Source organism: Streptomyces graminofaciens, from assembly GCF_030294945.1.
GTDB lineage: Bacteria > Actinomycetota > Actinomycetes > Streptomycetales > Streptomycetaceae > Streptomyces > Streptomyces graminofaciens.
Window position 1 is genome coordinate 9,565,039 of sequence record NZ_AP018448.1, and the last position, 17,248, is coordinate 9,582,286.

A 17,248-nucleotide genomic window follows, 5' to 3' on the forward strand; every position below is an offset into this window, starting at 1 on the left:
AAGCCCTAGGGTCGAAGACATGCGCCGAGCAAAGATCGTCTGCACCCTCGGGCCCGCCACCGACTCATACGACCAGATCAAGGCACTGGTCGAGGCCGGCATGGACGTCGCCCGCTTCAACCTCAGCCACGGCGGCCACGCCGAACACGAGGAGCGCTACCGCCACGTCAGGAAGGCCGCCGACGAAACCGGCCGCAGCGTCGGCATACTCGCCGACCTTCAAGGCCCGAAGATCCGCCTCGGCCGCTTCACAGAAGGCCCCGTACTACTCGAACGCGGCGACACCTTCACCATCAGCGTCGAAGAGGGCGTACAAGGCAACGGCGAGATCTGCGGCACGACATACGCCGGCCTGGCAGCCGACGTCACCACGGGCGAACGCATCCTCGTGGACGACGGCAAGGTCACCCTGGAGGTCACGGAGGTCGACGGCCCCCGAGTCCACACGAGGGTGGTGGAAGGCGGGATCATCTCCGACAACAAGGGCCTGAACCTCCCCGGGGTCGCGGTATCGGTCCCCGCACTGTCGGAGAAGGACGAGGACGACCTCCGCTGGGCGCTGCGCACGGGCTTCGACGTCGTAGCGCTGTCGTTCGTACGGAGCGGCCGGGACATCGAAGCCGTCCACCGCATCATGGACGAGGAAGGCCGCCGACTGCCCGTCATCGCCAAGGTGGAAAAACCGCAGGCGGTGGAGGCGATCGACGACATCGTGGCCGCGTTCGACGGCATCATGGTCGCGCGGGGAGACCTGGGCGTCGAAATGCCCCTGGAACAGGTCCCGATCGTCCAGAAGCGCGCGATCAAGCTCGCGAAGCGCAACGCCAAGCCGGTGATCGTCGCCACCCAGATGCTCGACTCGATGATCGACAACTCCCGCCCGACACGCGCGGAGGCGAGCGACGTCGCCAACGCCGTCATCGACGGCACGGACGCGGTGATGCTGTCGGGCGAGACGAGCGTCGGCAAGTACGCGGTGGAGACGGTCCGGACGATGGCGAAGATCGTGACGGCAGCGGAGGAGGACCTCCTCTCGAAGGGCCTCCCACCGCTGACGGAGCGGAACAAACCCCGCACCCAGGGCGGAGCGGTGGCCCGCGCGGCAGCGGAAATCGGCGACTTCCTGGGGGCGAAGTTCCTGGTCGCGTTCTCCCAGTCCGGCGACACGGCTCGACGGCTCTCGCGCTACCGGTCCCCGATCCCCCTGCTGGCGTTCACCCCGGCCCCGGCGACGCGGTCGCAGTTGAGCCTGACGTGGGGCGTGGAGACGTTCTTGGGCCCGCATGTGGACTCGACGGACGCGATGGTCGACCAGGTGGACGAGCTGTTGTTGAAGTACGGCCGCTGCAAGAAGGGTGACGTCGTGGTGATCACGGCGGGGTCGCCGCCGGGGGTTGCGGGTGGGACGAACATGGTGCGGGTGCATCACATTGGGGAGGACGACAGTCCCAAGTAGGGGGTGGGGGTCAGTACTTGGGGCCTACGTGGGTGTCGAGTAGGGCGACGGAGGCTTTGCGGGCAACGGAGACGTTGCGCGCATTTGCCATCTTCCAGTCGACCCCCACCTGGTCGAGCGCCGTAGTGAAGAGACGGATGATGTCGCTCGACAGGTTGGTGAAGAAGTACCGGGGGTACTCGTAGCGCTTCTGCTCGCCTGCGATGACGCGAGTAGTCCAGTTGGTGATGCGGCAGCCGTCGGAGTGAATGAGGCCGCGGATGAGCTCCCAAGGGTGCGCGTCGACGATGGTTTGCTGCCAGAGCTCAAGGTCGATGGTGCGTTCGTGCTTCTTGCCCGGACCGTGCTGAGGGAAGAGAACGGGCCAGTGCCGGAAGTAACTGGTCATCATCGTGTAGCCCTCCTTTTGAAGGGCGTAGACGCTGATGCCGGGACGCACCTTCACGATGGCCTCGCGACATTGCTGGAGGAGCCCAGGCCACGCATCGGCGCACGCGATCCTGAGGTAGTACCCGGTGCCGCGCGGGTGGGCACTGATACACCCGTCGCCCAAGTAGAGGCCTAGCAAGTAGGCGTACGCGCTGTTGTCGGCGGGTGGCTCCGGGGTCGGGATCGCCATGCGGGGTAGCGGCTCAAGGCGGTCTTGCCACGACCGGATGGCGGAGCGTGAGATGCCCGTCTCCCGGCTCACCGAGTTCAGGCTGCGGCCCTGTGCAAGCAGTGCGAGTGCTCGCTTGCGTGTGCTGATGTCGTACATGCGGCCACTGTGTGTTACTGATCGTGTCCGTGTGCAGCAAAAAGCGGATGTTCACGAGAATGGGAACATCCGCTTCTTAAGATCAACCTTGGAATCGAAGGAAAAAGTGCCCCGGGTGGGATTCGAACCCACGCTGTCGGTGGTTTGAGCACCGTGTCTCTTCCGCTGGACTACCGAGGCTTCCTCTAAAACAAAGGCAGGCAACCACCCGCCGTGCCCCCACCTTACCGCAGCTAGGTACGCTCTTGTCAGCAGTACCCCTGCCCTGAACGAGGAGCCCCCCGTGACCGCCGAGTCGCCCCAGCCAGACGACGACAAGTCGCACGTGCCTCCGCTGACGACCCGTGTCGTCATCGCCGAGGACGAGGCGCTGATCCGTCTCGACCTCAAGGAGATGCTCGAAGAGGAGGGCTACTCGGTCGTAGGCGAGGCCGGTGACGGCGAGCAGGCGATCGAGCTGGCCCGGGAGCACCAGCCCGACCTGGTGATTCTCGATGTGAAGATGCCGAAGCTCGATGGGATCTCCGCTGCCGAGAAGATCGCCGAGGAGCGCATCGCGCCCGTGCTGATGCTGACCGCCTTCTCGCAGCGGGATCTCGTCGAGCGGGCCCGTGATGCCGGGGCCATGGCGTACCTCGTGAAGCCGTTCAGCAAGAGCGACGTCGTACCTGCCATCGAGATGGCTGTTTCGCGGTTCACCGAGCTGAAGGAGCTGGAGAAGGAGGTCGCCGACCTCACCCTCCGCCTGGAGACCCGCAAGTTGGTCGACCGTGCCAAGTCCATCCTGCAGACGGAGTACGGGCTGACCGAGCCGGCCGCGTTCCGGTGGATCCAGAAGACGTCGATGGATCGCCGTATGTCGATGCAGCAGGTCGCGGAGGCGGTCATTCAGGACGCCGACGAGAAGAAGGCCGCCAAGGGCTGACCCCGGCAGTCGTAGAACGAGCGAGGCCCGCACCCCCTTCCAAAGGGGTGCGGGCCTCGTCGTGGGTGCTACGGCGTTGGACTTCAGTCCTCGCCGAGGTACGCCTTGCGGACCGACTCGTCGTGGAGCAGGTCCTGGCCCGAGCCGGAGAGGACGATCTTGCCGACCTCCATGACGTGGCCGTGGTCGGCGAGGGAGAGTGCGGCCTGGGCGTTCTGCTCGATGAGCAGGATGGTGGTGCCCTGGGACTTGAGTTCCTGGATGGTCGCCATGATCTTCTGCATCATGATCGGCGAGAGGCCCATCGAGGGCTCGTCCAGCATCAGCAGCTTCGGCTGGGACATCAGGGCGCGTCCCATTGCCAGCATCTGCTGTTCGCCGCCGGAGAGGGTTCCTGCGGCCTGCTTCCTGCGTTCGCCCAGGATGGGGAAGAGGTCGTAGGCGCGCTGGATGTCCTTCTCGATGCCTTCCTTGTCGTTGCGGAGGAAGGCGCCGAGGCGGAGGTTGTCCTCGATCGTCATGCGGGGGAAGATGTGGCGCCCCTCGGGGGAGTGGGCCAGTCCCAGTGCGACGATCTTGTGGGCGGGGATCTTGTTGAGGACTTTGCCCTCGAACTTGATCTGGCCGCCGAGGGGGGTCAGGAGTCCGGAGAGGGTGCGCAGGGTGGTCGTCTTGCCGGCGCCGTTGGTGCCGATGAGGGTGACGACTTCGCCCGCGTTGACCTTGAACGAGATGCCCTTGACGGCCTCGATCTTGCCGTAGGCGACCCTGAGGTCGTCGACTTCGAGGAGTGCGGTCACTTCTCGTCCCCTTCCGTGGTGCTGTGCGCCTCGGCGTGGGCCTCTGCGGCTTCGACTTCGGCGGCTTCCTCCTTGCCGGGTGCGCCTTCGAAGGGGGTGCCGAGGTAGGCGGCGATGACGCGTTCGTCGGCCTGGACGATTTCGGCGCTGCCCTCGACGAGTTTTTCGCCTTGGACGAGCACGGCGACGCGGTCGCAGAGGTTCATGATGAACCGGATGTCGTGCTCGATGACGAGGATGGCGATGCCCTTGTCGCGGATGGCGAAGATGAGGTCTTCGGCGGCCCGCGTTTCCTGGGGGTTCATGCCGGCGGTGGGCTCGTCCAGGAGGAGGAGGCCGGGTTCGCTCGCGAGGGCCCGGGCGATTTCGAGCTTGCGCTGTTCGCCGTAGGGGAGGTTGCGGGCGAGGTGGTCGGCCTTGCTGGCGAGGCCGGTGAACTCGAGGAGTTCCATGGCTCGTTCGCGGGATTCCGCTTCGGCCTTCTTGAAGCCGGGGAGGCGGAGGAGGGCCGACCAGAGGCCTTCTTTGGTCCTGGTGTGGCGGCCGACGAGCACGTTTTCCAGGACGGTCATGTTGGCGAAGAGCCGGATGTTCTGGAAGGTGCGGGCGATGCCGGCCTGGGTGACCAGGTGGGGCTTGGGCGGCAGGACGGTGTCCTTGTACTTGACCGTGCCGCTGGTGGGGACGTACAGGCCGGTGAGGCAGTTGAAGAAGGTGGTCTTGCCGGCGCCGTTGGGTCCGATGAGGCCGACGATCTCGCCGCTGTTGACGGTGAGGTCGACGTTGCGTACGGCGGTGAGGCCGCCGAAGCGCATGGTGACGCCGCCGGCGTCGAGCACCGTTGTGGTGGTGGCGGTGGTTGTGGTGGTCATCGCGGTCACGCCCCTGCCTTGGCGACGCCGGTGGCACCTTCGGGCAAGGGCTTGTCCTCGGGTACGTCGAGCTGTCCGGTCTCGTGGAATTCGAGCTGCTTCCTGCGGTCGGCGACCAGGCCTTCGGGGCGGAAGCGCATGAGGAACATGAGCGCGACGCCGAAGAGGAGGAGCTGGTAGTCCGCCATGAACTGCAGCTTGGCCGGGATGAGGTAGAGCAGCGCGGCGCCGACGAGGGGGCCGCTGATGGTGCCCATGCCGCCGAGGATGACCGCGGCGAGCAGGAAGGCCGAGTTGGGCGGTACGGAGCCGGCGAACTGGTACTGCTCGGGGGTCACGCTGTAGGAGACGTGGGCCTGGACGGTGCCGGCGAGGCCGGCGAGGGAGGCGCCGAGGGCGAAGGCGAGGAGCTTGAGGCGGAAGCCGTTGATGCCCATGGCGGTGGCGGCGGTCTCGTCCTCGCGGATGGCGACCCAGGCGCGGCCGATGCGGGATTCCGCGCTGCGGCGGAAGACCGTGACGACGACGGCTGTGAAGAACAGCATCAGCAGGTAGTAGTTGCCGGAGCGGGTGAGCTCGTGGCCGAGGACGTCGTGTGCTATCCCGAGGTTGAACCCGAAGAAGTCGAGGTCGGGGATGTTGGGGATGCCGTTGGAGCCGTTGGTGACGTCGGGTCCGCTGTTGCCGTTGAGGTTGTTCATGGTGATGCGGAAGATCTCACCGAAGCCGAGCGTCACGATGGCGAGGTAGTCGCCGCGCAGTCGCAGGGTGGGTGCGCCGATGACCACGCCGAAGATCAGCGAGGCGGCGGCGCCGGTGAGGACGGCGGCCCAGAAGGGGAATTGGACGCCGATGCTCGACTGGGGTGAGCCGGAGACCAGGGCGGCGGCGTAGGCGCCGACTCCGAGGAAGGCGACGTAGCCGAGGTCGAGGAGGCCGGCGAGGCCGACGACGATGTTGAGGCCGAGGGCGACGGTGGCGAAGATCAGGATGTTCGCGCCGATGAGGGCGAACTGGTCGTTGGTCTGGGTGAAGGGGAAGCAGATCGCGGCGGCGAAGGCGGCGGCGAGGGTGATGTTGCGGTGTTTGGCGGTGAGTGCCGAGAGTCGCTTGAGGAGTCCGGCGCGGCCGATGGCGGTGAAGCCGAAGGCGGCGGTGATGAGGAAGCCGATGAACAGCTCGGAGTCCTCGGTGGCGATGCCGTAGGCGAAGACGTACAGGCCGATGCCGAAGCCGGCGGCGATGATCAGGATCTCGGCCCAGGCGGGGAGTTCCTTTGCCCTGCTGGGTGCGGGAGCTTTGAAGGGTTGGGTGATCCGTTCCCAGGTGCCGGGGTTGGGGTCGCTGTGGTCGTACGGCTGGTCGACGGGGAGGCCGAGGGCGCCGATGACGGCGATGAGGGCTCCGATGATGGAGACCCAGGCGCCGGGTTCGAGGTTGACGATGCCGCCGAGCTCGTAGGAGATGGCGCCGATGGCGTAGCCGGTGGTGCCGAAGACGCCGAGGGCGGTCCAGATGACCGGGCTGTTGGTGCCGCCGGGGGTGAGCCAGCCGAGGCCCTTGATTCCGTAGCCGGAGAGGGTGAACAGCAGGGTGAGGGCGGCGCCGACGAGGGTGAGGACCTGGAGGCCGCCGGGGTAGCCGGTGACGGTGAGGTTGCCGGGGAACTCGTCGGTCCAGGTCCAGGCGAGGAAGGTGCCGACGAGGGCGACGGCGGAGCCGCCGGCGGCGAGGGCGCGTGCCGCGGTGGGCGGCAGGGGGATGAGCGGTGTGGCTTCGGCGGTGTTCACCTTGGTGGTGTCCGCGGTCTGCTGTGCGGGGATCTTGGTGGTCATGCTTATCACGCCCGATCCGCGACGCGTTCGCCGAGCAGGCCTTGTGGCCTGACGAGGAGGACGAGGATGAGCAGGCTGAATGCCCATACGTCCTTCCAGGCGCCGCCGCCGAAGAGGTCCATGCCGGGGATGTCGCCGACGTAGCCGATGGCGAGGGACTCGGCGACGCCGAGGACGATGCCGCCGAGCATGGCGCCGTAGATGTTGCCGATGCCGCCGAGGACGGCGGCGGTGAAGGCCTTGAGGCCCATGAGGAAGCCCATGCGGAAGCCGACCTGGCCGTTCTTGAGGCCGTAGGCGACGGCTGCGACGGCGGCGAACGCGGCGCCGATGGCGAAGGCCATGACGATGATGCGGTCGGTGTTGATGCCCATGAGCTTGGCGGTGTCGGGGTCCTGGGCGGTGGCCTGCATGCCGCGGCCGGAGCGGGTCTTCGTGACGAAGAGGCCGAGGGCGACCATGCAGAGGGGTGCGGCGATGAGGACGAAGAGGTCGCTGCGCTGGATGTTGGCGCCGAGGAACTCGATGGGGCCGCCTTCGAACTGCGGGAAGGGGATGTCCTTCTTGGCGTCCGGGTACCACTTCCATACGACCTGCTGGAGGACGATGGAGAGGCCGATGGCGGTGATGAGGGGGGCGAGGCGTGGTGCGGTGCGCAGGGGCCGGTAGGCGAAGCGTTCCGCTGCGGTGGCGACGCCGACGGATACGAGTACGCCGCCGAGGATCATGAGGGGTATGGCGGCGCCGAGGGCGAAGCTGTCGGGGAGCCAGACGTGGACGGTGAGGGCCCCGAAGCCCCCGACCATGAAGATCTCGCCGTGGGCGAAGTTGATGAGCTGGACGATGCCGTAGACCATCGTGTAGCCGATCGCGATGAGTCCGTACATCGCGCCGAGGATGAGTCCATTGGCCAGCTGTTGCGGCAGTTCGTTCACCGCAGGGCCTCCGTGGAGTGGTTCGGATATGGCGCCGCGCGGGAGCGCTGGTGGGCACTCCCGCGCGGCCTGGATCAATGTGGGTGGGAGTTGTTGTCGACTCCCTCCGGGGCTCAGCTGACCTTGGTCTCCGCGCTGTACTCGGGGACCCAGGCGTTCTTCTCGACCTTGTAGGCGGTCATCATCGTGTTGGTGGTGTCACCGAACTCGTCGAAGGAGATGGTGCCGGTGACGCCGTCGAACTTGACCTTGGCCATGGCGTCCAGGACGGCCTTGCGACCGTCGGAGGGGAGCTTGCCGTCGTTGGCCTCGACCGCGAGCTTCACGGCCTCGATGATGGCCCAGGTGGCGTCGTAGGTGAGGCCGCCGTAGGCCTCGTAGGCGTCCTTGTAGCCGGCTGCGTCGTAGGCCTTGATGAAGTCCTTGGCGGAGTCGAGCTGCTCGACGGGCTTGCCGACGGAGGTGGCGAGGTCGCCTTCGGCCTTCTTGTTGAGCTTGGGGAACTCGCCGGAGTAGATGCCGTCGCCGCCCATGAGCGGGATGTTCTGGCCGCTGTCCTTGAGCTGCTGGCTCAGGGGGGCGGCGGCGGGGTACTCACCGCCGTAGTAGAGGGCCTTGGCGCCGGTCTTCTTGATCTTGGCGACGACGGCGTTGAAGTCGCGGTCGTCGGGGTTGATGTGGTCGCTGCCGACGATCTCGCCGCCGAGCTTGGTGTAGTTCGCCTTGAAGGAGGCGGCCAGGCCGGCGCCGTAGGTCTTCTGGTCGTCGATCAGGTACGTCTTCTTGATGCCGGCCTTGGAGTACAGGTACTCGGCGGCGAAGGCGCCCTGGATCTCGTCCGTGGTGGCGGTGCGGAAGAAGGTCTTGAACTGGCGGACCGAGTCGCCGGTCTTCCAGCCGTCGCCCTGGGTCAGCTCGGTGCCCGTGTTGGCGGGGGAGACCTGGGTGAGGCCGGCGTCGTTGAAGGGCTTCTGCATCTGCTGGGAGACGCTGGAGTTCAGGGGGCCGACGACGCCGAGGACGTCCTTGTCGCTGATGAACTTCTGGGCGTTCTGCTGGCCGACGGAGGGCTGCGCCTGGTCGTCGAGCGCCTCGATCTTGAACTCGACGCCGTCGACGTAGTTCTTCTTGTTGGCCGTCTTGGCGGCCAGGTCGGCGGAGTTCTGGATGCCGAGGCCGAGGGCCGACAGGTCGCCGCTGAGCGGGGCGTCGACGCCGATGACAACAGTGGTCTTGTCGCCGCTGCTGCCCTTGTTGTCGTCGTCTCGCGACCCGCAGGCGCTGAGTGTCAGCGATCCCGCCGCGATGGCGGCGGTGATTGCGATGATCGAACGTTGACGCACGAATCAGGTCCTTTCCCTGGCACGGCGGCCCCCCATGGAACTCGCCGAGTCGAGCGCCGGTCCGAAGGGTGGCTTCGAATCCGGTGGCGCGGTGACTGGCGGTGACTCTAAGCGGCGCTGGGGAACATGGAGGAGACTCTGGCCAAGGCTGTGACGCTCTTGTTATGACACGAGGTAATGCAGAGCGGTACTCAGCGGGTGGATGTGCGAATTTTCGGTTGATTCGTCCTGTCCACATAGTGAGAAACCGCAGGAACGTTGTGCATGACTTCAGGAGTGTCCGGGGTTTTGGTGATGACCCCGGTCGTTGCTGGAGGCGACTTGAAACGCTTGCGTCGCCTCCGTGGGCGTATTGCATGCGTATTACGCAGAGTTACGCCCGGGAAAGGAAGAGGCCCTTTTCCCGTGATTGGTTGCCCGCGGCGTGAAAGCGGACTCCGGTCAGCCCCAGGGCGCTCCTGTCGGTCCGCCGTCGCGGTAGCGCTTCTCGCACAGTGCGCCCGCCCTGGTGTCGATGACCCGTTCCGCCGCCTTCCGGCCCGCCCGCTTCCGCTCCTCACGGGCCGCGTCCACCACCTCGCGGAGGATCTCGTACTGCCCGTCGGACAGCCCCGTCGACTGGTAGTCGCCGTAGGTGTCGCCGGTCAGTGTCCGCCGTGACCAGTAGGCGACGAGCCGCGTACAGATCTCCTCGGGCGGTGTGGCCGACGGCGACGGTGAGGCGGAACCGGCCCGCGAGCCGCTGTCCGGCGAACCCGACTTGCCGCATCCGGTGGCCGGCACGCCGGTCAGGAGCGCCATTGTGAGCACCGCCCCCGCTCGGACGGCTCCCCGTGTTCCCATGCCTCGACGCTATGCCGTCGGGCGTGCGGGTTCAACGCCGTGGAACGGCAGGCGTGTTGGGGGGCGCCGGGGCGTCCGGCATATGGACGCCGCACTACGCGCCGATCTTCGCGTCCCGCAGCAGACAGGTCAGCCGCGCGGTGCACACCCGGTTGCCCTCCTCGTCGCTGATGACGATCTCGTACGTCGCCGTCGAGCGCCCCCGGTGCACCGGCGTGGCCACACCGGTCACCAGGCCGGACCGTACGCCTCGGTGGTGCGTGCAGTTCAGGTCGACGCCCACGGCGATCTTGGTGCTGCCGGCGTGCAGCATCGAGCCGACGGAGCCCAGGGTCTCCGCCAGCACGGCCGACGCCCCGCCGTGGAGCAGCCCGTACGGCTGGGTGTTGCCCTCCACGGGCATTCTGCCGACGACGCGGTCGGCCGAGGCCTCCACGATCTGTACGCCCATGCGGGTGCCGAGGTGCCCCGCGGAGAACATGGCGACCACGTCGATGCCGAGGGCCGCGTACTCGTCTATGACCTCTTGCGGGAACTGCACGTGGTGTTGCTCGCCCATGGGGCTCCGTTCATCGTCGGTCGGTGCGCCGCCGGCGGTCGCGCCACCGGCCTGACTGAGCAAACGCTCAGTCGGTCGGCAATTGTTCCAGACGGACGACGACGGACTTGCTGGCCGGGGTGTTGCTGGTGTCGGCGGTGGCGTCCAGTGGCACCAGGACGTTGGTCTCGGGGTAGTAGGCCGCCGCGCAGCCGCGGGCCGTCGGGTAGTGCACGACCCGGAAGCCGGGGGCGCGCCGCTCGACGCCGTCCTTCCACTCGCCGACGAGGTCGACGTAGGAGCCGTCGGCGATCTTCAGCCGCGCCGCGTCCTCGGGGTTGACCAGGACGACCCGGCGGCCGTTCTTGATGCCTCGGTAGCGGTCGTCGAGGCCGTAGATCGTGGTGTTGTACTGGTCGTGCGAGCGCAGGGTCTGCAGCAGGAGGCGGCCCTCGGGCAGTTCGGGGTACTCGACGGGGGCGGCCGTGAAGTTGGCCTTGCCGGTGGTGGTGGGGAAGCGGCGTTCGTCGCGCGGGGCGTGCGGGAGGGCGAAGCCGCTCGGGTCGGCCACGCGCGCGTTGAAGTTCTCGAAGCCGGGGACCACGCGTGCGATGCGGTCGCGGATCGTGGCGTAGTCCTTCTCGAACTCCTCCCAGGGTGTGCGGCTGTTCTCGCCGAGGACGCGGCGGGCGAGGCGGCACACGATGGCCGTCTCGGACAGCAGTTGCCTGCTCGCGGGCTCCAGGCGGCCGCGTGAGGCGTGGACCATGCCCATGGAGTCCTCGACGGTCACGGCCTGTTCGCCGCTGCCCTGGAGGTCGCGCTCGGTGCGGCCCAGGGTGGGCAGGATGAGGGCACGCGCGCCGGTGACCGCGTGCGAGCGGTTCAGCTTCGTCGACACGTGCACGGTGAGCCGGGCGCGGCGCATCGCGGCCTCCGTCACGTCCGTGTCGGGGGACGCCGAGACGAAGTTGCCGCCCATCGCGAAGAAGACCTTCGCCTTGTCGTCGCGCATGGCCTTGATGGCCCGTACGACGTCGTAGCCGTGTTCCCGGGGCGGAGCGAAGCCGAACTCCTTCTCCAGGGCGTCGAGGAAGGCCGGGGCGGGGCGCTCGAAGATGCCCATCGTGCGGTCGCCCTGCACGTTCGAGTGGCCGCGCACCGGGCAGACGCCGGCGCCGGGGCGGCCGATGTTGCCGCGCAGCAGCAGGAAGTTGACCACTTCGCGGATGGTCGGCACCGAGTGCTTGTGCTGGGTGAGGCCCATGGCCCAGCAGACGATGGTCCGCTTCGAGGCGAGGACCATGCGCAGGGCCTCGTCGATCTGCTCTCGCGTGAGGCCGGTCGCGGTGAGTGTCTCGTCCCAGTCGGCTGCGCGGGCGGCCTCGGCGAACTCCTCGAAGCCGTGTGTGTGCTCGCCGATGAACTCCTCGTCGAGCGCGCCGTCCGTCTCCAGGATCAGCTTGTTGAGGAGGCGGAACAGGGCCTGGTCGCCGCCGATGCGGATCTGGAGGAACAGGTCGGTGAGGGCGGCGCCCTTGAGCATGCCCTGTGGTGTCTGGGGGTTCTTGAACCGCTCCAGGCCCGCCTCGGGCAGCGGGTTGACCGTGATGATCTTCGCGCCGCCGGCCTTCGCCTTCTCCAGGGCGGAGAGCATGCGCGGGTGGTTCGTTCCCGGGTTCTGGCCGGCGACGACGATCAGGTCGGCCTTGTAGAGGTCTTCCAGGAGGACGCTGCCCTTGCCGATGCCGATGGTCTCGGAGAGTGCGGAGCCCGACGACTCGTGGCACATGTTGGAGCAGTCCGGCAGGTTGTTCGTGCCGAACTCGCGGGCGAAGAGTTGGTACAGGAACGCGGCCTCGTTGCTCGTGCGGCCCGAGGTGTAGAAGAGGGCTTCGTCGGGGGAGGCGAGGGCGGTCAGTTCTTCCCCGATGATGTCGAAGGCACGCTCCCAGGAAACGGGCTCGTACCGGTCGCCTCCTTCGGGGAGGTACATGGGGTGCGTGAGCCGGCCCTGCTGGCCCAGCCAGTAGCCACTGCGGCCGGCGAGGTCGGCGACGGTGTGGGCGGCGAAGAACTCCGGGGTGACCCGGCGGAGCGTGGCCTCCTCGGCGACCGCCTTCGCGCCGTTCTCGCAGAACTCCGCCGCGTGCCGGTGGTCCGGCTCGGGCCAGGCGCAGCCGGGGCAGTCGAAGCCGTCCTTCTGATTGACCCGGAGCAGGGTCAGCGCGGTCCGCTTCACCCCCATCTGCTGCTGGGCGATCCGCAGGGTGTGCCCGATGGCGGGAAGTCCGGCGGCCGCGTGCTTCGGTTCCGCGACCTGGGGCGCGTCCTGAACCGGGTCGCTCTTGGGTGGCTTCGTTGCCATCGCTGCGCTCTCTTTCGCCGGCGCTTGTGCCTGTGTCTTCGATCCTCGCACGCACGGCTGACAACGAGGGCGGCCGGGGCGTGGAGGACTGAGGCAATGGTTGCGCATGAAGCAATGGTTGTGGAAGGGGCAACGGGGTGGGGGTCGGCCGGTCCGGCTCTCCGCCGGTGCTGACGCGGGGCGGCGCCGGGTTCGGTGCCGCCGCTCGCACACTGCGGGGCCCCGGCGTCCACAGGAGGCGCCGGCGGCGTGCCCGACTGTCAGTGGCTCGTGGCAGGATCGGGTCCGTGGCAGAAACAGCATCGAAGACGACCGACAAGACCGCCGGCGGCACGCGGCCCCGCCTGATGCTCATGGACGGGCACTCCCTGGCCTACCGCGCGTTCTTCGCGCTGCCCGCGGAGAACTTCACGACCGCGTCCGGCCAGCCGACCAACGCGATCTACGGCTTCGCGTCGATGCTCGCCAACACGCTGCGCGACGAGGCGCCCACGCACTTCGCGGTGGCGTTCGACGTCTCCCGCAAGACCTGGCGCTCCGAGGAGTTCACGGAGTACAAGGCGAACCGTTCCAAGACCCCGGACGAGTTCAAGGGCCAGGTCGAGCTGATCGGCGAGCTGCTCGACGCGATGCGTGTCTCGCGCTTCGCGATCGACGGCTTCGAGGCCGACGACGTCATCGCCACCCTCGTCACCCAGGCCGAGGCCGAGGGCTTCGAGGTCCTCATCGTCACCGGCGACCGTGACTCCTTCCAGCTCGTCACCGAGCACACCACCGTGCTCTACCCCACGAAGGGCGTCTCGGAGCTGACCCGGTTCACCCCGGAGAAGGTGTTCGAGAAGTACGGCCTGACCCCGGCCCAGTACCCCGACTTCGCGGCGCTGCGCGGCGACCCGTCGGACAACCTCCCCGGCATCCCCGGCGTCGGCGAGAAGACCGCCGCGAAGTGGATCAACCAGTTCGGGTCGTTCGCCGAGTTGGTCGAGCGCGTCGAGGAGGTCAAGGGCAAGGCGGGCCAGAACCTCCGCGACCACCTGGAGTCGGTCAAGCTCAACCGCCGTCTCACGGAGATGGTGCGTACGGTCGAACTGCCCAAGGGCGTCACCGACCTGGAGCGCGCCCCGTACGACCGCAAGACGCTCGCGATGATCCTGGACACCTTGGAGATCCGTAACCCCTCGCTGCGCGAGCGCCTGCTGGCCGTCGACCCGGGCGCCGAGGAGGCCGACGCGAGCGCGCCGGTCGCCGCGGGCGTCGAGGTGGACGGCTCGGTGCTCGGCTCGGGCGAGCTGGCTCCCTGGCTCGCCGAGCACGGCACGGAGCTCCTCGGTGTGGCCACGGTCGACACCTGGGCGCTGGGCGCGGGCTCGGTCGCGGAGGTCGCGCTCGCGGCGGCCCAGGGAGCGGCCGCCTGGTTCGACCCGACGCAGATCGACGAGGCCGACGAGCAGGCGTGGGCGGCCTGGCTCGCCGACGCGGCCCGGCCGAAGGTGTTCCACAACGCCAAGGGCGCGATGCGGGTCTTCGCCGAGCACGGCTGGTCGGTCGAGGGCGTCGGCATGGACACCGCGCTCGCCGCCTACCTGGTCAAGCCGGGCCGCCGCTCCTTCGACCTGGACGCGCTGTCCCTGGAGTACCTGGGCCGTGAGCTGGCCCCCGCCGCCACGGCCGACGGACAGTTGGCCTTCGGCGCGGACGAGGGCGCCGAGGCCGACGCGCTCATGGTGCAGGCCCGCGCGATCCTCGACCTCGGCGAGGCCTTCGGGGAGCGCCTGGCGGAGGTGGGCGCGGCCGAGCTGCTGCGGGACATGGAGCTGCCCACGTCCGCGCTGCTGGCCCGCATGGAGCGGCACGGCATCGCGGCGGACAAGGCCCATCTGGAGGCCATGGAGCAGATGTTCGCCGGTGCCGTGCAGCAGGCGGTGAAGGAGGCGCACGCGGCGGCGGGGCACGAGTTCAACCTGGGCTCGCCCAAGCAGCTCCAGGAGGTCCTCTTCGGCGAGCTGGGCCTGCCCAAGACCAAGCGCACGAAGACGGGCTACACCACGGACGCGGACGCGCTCGCCTGGCTGGCCACGCAGACGGACAACGAACTGCCGGTCATCATGCTCCGCCACCGCGAGCAGGCGAAGCTGCGCGTCACGGTCGAGGGCCTGATCAAGACCATCGCCGCGGACGGCCGTATCCACACGACCTTCAACCAGACGGTCGCCGCGACGGGCCGCCTCTCCTCCGTCGACCCGAACCTGCAGAACATCCCGGTCCGCACGGACGAGGGCCGCGCCATCCGCCGCGGCTTCGTCGTCGGCGAGGGCTTCGACTCGCTGATGACGGCGGACTACAGCCAGATCGAGCTGCGCGTGATGGCCCACCTCTCCGAGGACGAGGGCCTGATCGAGGCGTTCACCTCCGGCGAGGACCTGCACACCACGGTCGCCTCCCAGGTCTTCTCGGTCGAGCGCTCGGCCGTGGACGCGGAGATGCGCCGCAAGATCAAGGCCATGTCGTACGGCCTCGCGTACGGCCTGTCGGCGTTCGGCCTCTCCCAGCAGCTGAACATCGAGGCGGGCGAGGCGCGGGCGCTGATGGACACGTACTTCGAGCGCTTCGGCGGAGTACGGGACTATCTGCGCCGCGCAGTGGACGAGGCGAGGGCGACGGGCTACACGGCGACGCTCTTCGGGCGCCGCCGCTACCTCCCCGACCTCAACAGCGACAACCGTCAGCGCCGCGAGGCCGCGGAGCGGATGGCGCTGAACGCGCCCATCCAGGGCACGGCCGCCGACATCGTCAAGATCGCCATGCTCAACGTCGGCCGTGCCCTGGACGAGGCGGGCCTGGCCTCCCGGATGCTCCTCCAGGTCCACGACGAAGTCGTCCTGGAGATCGCCCCCGGCGAGCGTGAGCGCGCGGAGGAACTGGTCCGCCGCGAGATGGCTGCCGCCGTGGATCTGAAGGCCCCGCTGGACGTCTCGGTGGGCCACGGCGCGGACTGGGAGTCGGCGGCGCACTAGCTTCCGGCGGGCGGGGGGAGGGGCTGCACCCGGCAGGGAGAAGCCCGCTTTCCGCCCGCCCTTGTCGACCCCCGCTCAGTGCGGCGCTGCCCGGCGGTGCCGAACCGACCGAGCCCCGCCGGAGGCGAGTCTCTCCGGCGGGGCCAGGCCACCCGGCCCCGCTGTCACGCCGCTCCCCTCGGCCGCCCGGCCCCCAGGTCCACCGGCCTTCCCGGGCGCCCCCGCCGGAGGCGTCACCCGCCTGGCCCCCATCAGGGCGCCCCCGGTCGAGCGTCGGCGCAGGGTTGCCCGCATGGGCATACGCACGCTCCGCCGCCGTACCGCGACAGCTGCCACCCGCCTCCTGTCGGCCCTCCTGACGACGCTGCCCGGCCACGTACCGCCGCACGCGCGCGCCGCGACCACCCCCCGTGTCCCCAGCGCGGTGCCCGTGAGACGCCGGGTCAGCGCCGCACCGAGCTGTCCTCCGCCACGTCGGCTCCGCTCGCCGCAGCGGGAGCCGGGCGCCAGACCCTGACCCCGACCGCGTACAGGAGCAGGCCGGGCACCAGCCCCGCGCCCGCCCCGAAGCACACCGTCGGGATCACCTCGTAGGGCTTGGCCGCCGCACCCCAGTAGGCCCACCACCGGGCCACCCGTTGCACGGCCGCCACCAGTGCGCAGCCCCCGATCACCAGGGCCGCCACCCACCGGTCGGACGAGGACAGCACGGGCACGCCCACCGGCGCGCTCCCCGGCTGCCGCCGCAGCGCGCGGGTCACGAACACCGCGAGCACGACCGCCGCGACCGCCGAGCCGCCGTACTGCAGGTACCAGTACATGGGGAAGCCCGCGATTTTCTCGCCCAGCACGGGGAACGTCCGCATCCCCCACTGGTCGAGATGCGTGAAGGAGTCCCACACGACGTGGGTCAGTGCGCCGAGGGCGGCGGAGACGTACCACCAGAGCGTCACGGACGGGCTCACCGGGCGCGGCCGCGTCCCACAGCGCACCAGCGCCGCCGGCCGCTCCTGCCGTGCCCGCGGCAACAGCGCGACCAGTGGTTCGCGCAGGACCAGCCACAGCCCCACCAACCCCCAGGCGACGAGGACGTCGACACCGAGGACACCGGCGAACGAGTGTGTGACTTCGCCGAATTCCATGGCTCCGGGCAGCACACTCGCCGCGTAGTACGTCATATCGGGCGCGAACGACCCGGCGACGAGTACCGACGGCACCAGTGGGCCGCGCCCGGTTCCGTCCCCGCGCAGGGCGGGCAGCACGGCGGCCGCATGGCTGAGCGTGAACGGCAAGTCGTCCCCCTGTGGCGTGACTCGGTCGTGTGGCCCAGGGGCATGTGACCCATGGGCACCGGCGGCCAGTATGCGTGACTTGTGCGCGCATACCCGAAGCGCACTCGGCCGACAGCAATCCGATAAGGCCAATCGGCAAATAACGGGCACGAACGGGTGCCCGGGCAACGGAAGTTGTCGTAGGGTCGCCTGGGTCCCCACGCGGGGGGCGCGGATCGAAACGGACCAACCGGAACCGAGACCGACGGAACCGGACATCCAGGAACGCTC

General features: G+C 68.7%; 13 protein-coding genes and 1 tRNA gene. 3 read left to right on the plus strand and 11 right to left on the minus strand.

Features of this window, described 5'->3' with window-relative positions; genetic code table 11:
- Positions 1–19: 19 nt before the first annotated feature.
- Positions 20–1,456, plus strand: a complete 1,437-nt coding sequence (pyk, locus tag SGFS_RS42075) for a pyruvate kinase (RefSeq protein ID WP_286257604.1) — start codon at positions 20–22, stop codon at positions 1,454–1,456.
- Between the two features lie 10 nt (positions 1,457–1,466).
- On the opposite strand, the gene SGFS_RS42080 is transcribed toward pyk, so the two are convergent.
- Together SGFS_RS42080 and SGFS_RS42085 are read right to left on the minus strand one after the other, a co-directional pair.
- Entirely contained in the window at positions 1,467–2,213 is a 747-nt protein-coding gene (locus SGFS_RS42080) for a helix-turn-helix domain-containing protein (RefSeq protein WP_286257606.1), read from the minus strand.
- 107 nt (positions 2,214–2,320) lie between these two features.
- Positions 2,321–2,393: transfer RNA gene (locus tag SGFS_RS42085), tRNA-Leu, on the minus strand.
- 103 nt (positions 2,394–2,496) lie between these two features.
- Between SGFS_RS42085 and SGFS_RS42090 the strand changes: the two genes are divergently transcribed.
- Complete coding sequence (locus tag SGFS_RS42090; RefSeq protein ID WP_286257607.1) at positions 2,497–3,138, plus strand: ANTAR domain-containing response regulator; 642 nt, start codon at positions 2,497–2,499, stop codon at positions 3,136–3,138.
- An 83-nt stretch (positions 3,139–3,221) separates the two neighbouring features.
- Here the strand turns inward: SGFS_RS42090 and SGFS_RS42095 are convergent, their stop codons facing one another.
- The 8 genes from SGFS_RS42095 to SGFS_RS42130 all read right to left on the minus strand — a co-directional run bounded on the left by SGFS_RS42095 (position 3,222) and on the right by SGFS_RS42130 (position 12,672).
- A complete protein-coding gene (locus SGFS_RS42095; RefSeq protein WP_286257608.1) occupies positions 3,222–3,938 on the minus strand; it encodes an ABC transporter ATP-binding protein in 717 nt (238 codons plus the stop codon).
- The gene (locus tag SGFS_RS42100; protein WP_286257610.1) at positions 3,935–4,810 is read right to left on the minus strand and encodes an ABC transporter ATP-binding protein; all 876 of its coding nucleotides are present in this window, start codon (positions 4,808–4,810) and stop codon (positions 3,935–3,937) included. Before SGFS_RS42100 ends, SGFS_RS42095 begins: the two co-directional genes overlap by 4 nt.
- 5 nt (positions 4,811–4,815) lie before the next feature.
- Entirely contained in the window at positions 4,816–6,645 is a 1,830-nt protein-coding gene (locus SGFS_RS42105) for a branched-chain amino acid ABC transporter permease (protein WP_286257613.1), read from the minus strand.
- Positions 6,646–6,650: 5 nt separating this feature from the next.
- Positions 6,651–7,580: a branched-chain amino acid ABC transporter permease gene (locus SGFS_RS42110; protein ID WP_286257614.1), complete on the minus strand. Its 930-nt coding sequence runs from the start codon at positions 7,578–7,580 to the stop codon at positions 6,651–6,653.
- Between the two features lie 113 nt (positions 7,581–7,693).
- Positions 7,694–8,923: a branched-chain amino acid ABC transporter substrate-binding protein gene (locus SGFS_RS42115; RefSeq protein ID WP_434028141.1), complete on the minus strand. Its 1,230-nt coding sequence runs from the start codon at positions 8,921–8,923 to the stop codon at positions 7,694–7,696.
- A 441-nt stretch (positions 8,924–9,364) separates the two neighbouring features.
- The gene (locus tag SGFS_RS42120; protein ID WP_286257616.1) at positions 9,365–9,724 is read right to left on the minus strand and encodes a hypothetical protein; all 360 of its coding nucleotides are present in this window, start codon (positions 9,722–9,724) and stop codon (positions 9,365–9,367) included.
- 136 nt (positions 9,725–9,860) lie between these two features.
- A complete protein-coding gene (locus SGFS_RS42125) occupies positions 9,861–10,325 on the minus strand; it encodes a PaaI family thioesterase (protein ID WP_286257617.1) in 465 nt (154 codons plus the stop codon).
- Between the two features lie 67 nt (positions 10,326–10,392).
- The gene (locus SGFS_RS42130; RefSeq protein WP_286257618.1) at positions 10,393–12,672 is read right to left on the minus strand and encodes an FdhF/YdeP family oxidoreductase; all 2,280 of its coding nucleotides are present in this window, start codon (positions 12,670–12,672) and stop codon (positions 10,393–10,395) included.
- Between the two features lie 287 nt (positions 12,673–12,959).
- On the opposite strand from SGFS_RS42130, the gene polA reads away from it, so the two are divergent.
- Positions 12,960–15,686 (plus strand): DNA polymerase I, encoded by a 2,727-nt coding sequence (gene polA, locus SGFS_RS42135; RefSeq protein WP_286257619.1) that lies wholly within the window; start codon positions 12,960–12,962, stop codon positions 15,684–15,686.
- A 443-nt stretch (positions 15,687–16,129) separates the two neighbouring features.
- On the opposite strand, the gene SGFS_RS42140 is transcribed toward polA, so the two are convergent.
- On the minus strand, positions 16,130–16,978 hold the full coding sequence (locus SGFS_RS42140; RefSeq protein WP_286257620.1) for a DUF4184 family protein: 849 nt from the start codon (positions 16,976–16,978) through the stop codon (positions 16,130–16,132).
- Positions 16,979–17,248: the final 270 nt, after the last annotated feature.

What these genes read in the sequence shown, in the direction of transcription:
- SGFS_RS42125 (WP_286257617.1), bottom strand. Translation starts at nt 10,325, where the DNA reads ATGGGCGAGCAACACCACGTGCAGTTCCCGCAAGAGGTCATAGACGAG.
- pyk (WP_286257604.1), top strand. Translation starts at nt 20, where the DNA reads ATGCGCCGAGCAAAGATCGTCTGCACCCTCGGGCCCGCCACCGACTCA.
- SGFS_RS42120 (WP_286257616.1), bottom strand. Translation starts at nt 9,724, where the DNA reads ATGGCGCTCCTGACCGGCGTGCCGGCCACCGGATGCGGCAAGTCGGGT.
- SGFS_RS42080 (WP_286257606.1), bottom strand. Translation starts at nt 2,213, where the DNA reads ATGTACGACATCAGCACACGCAAGCGAGCACTCGCACTGCTTGCACAG.
- SGFS_RS42100 (WP_286257610.1), bottom strand. Translation starts at nt 4,810, where the DNA reads ATGACCACCACAACCACCGCCACCACCACAACGGTGCTCGACGCCGGC.
- SGFS_RS42130 (WP_286257618.1), bottom strand. Translation starts at nt 12,672, where the DNA reads ATGGCAACGAAGCCACCCAAGAGCGACCCGGTTCAGGACGCGCCCCAG.
- SGFS_RS42105 (WP_286257613.1), bottom strand. Translation starts at nt 6,645, where the DNA reads ATGACCACCAAGATCCCCGCACAGCAGACCGCGGACACCACCAAGGTG.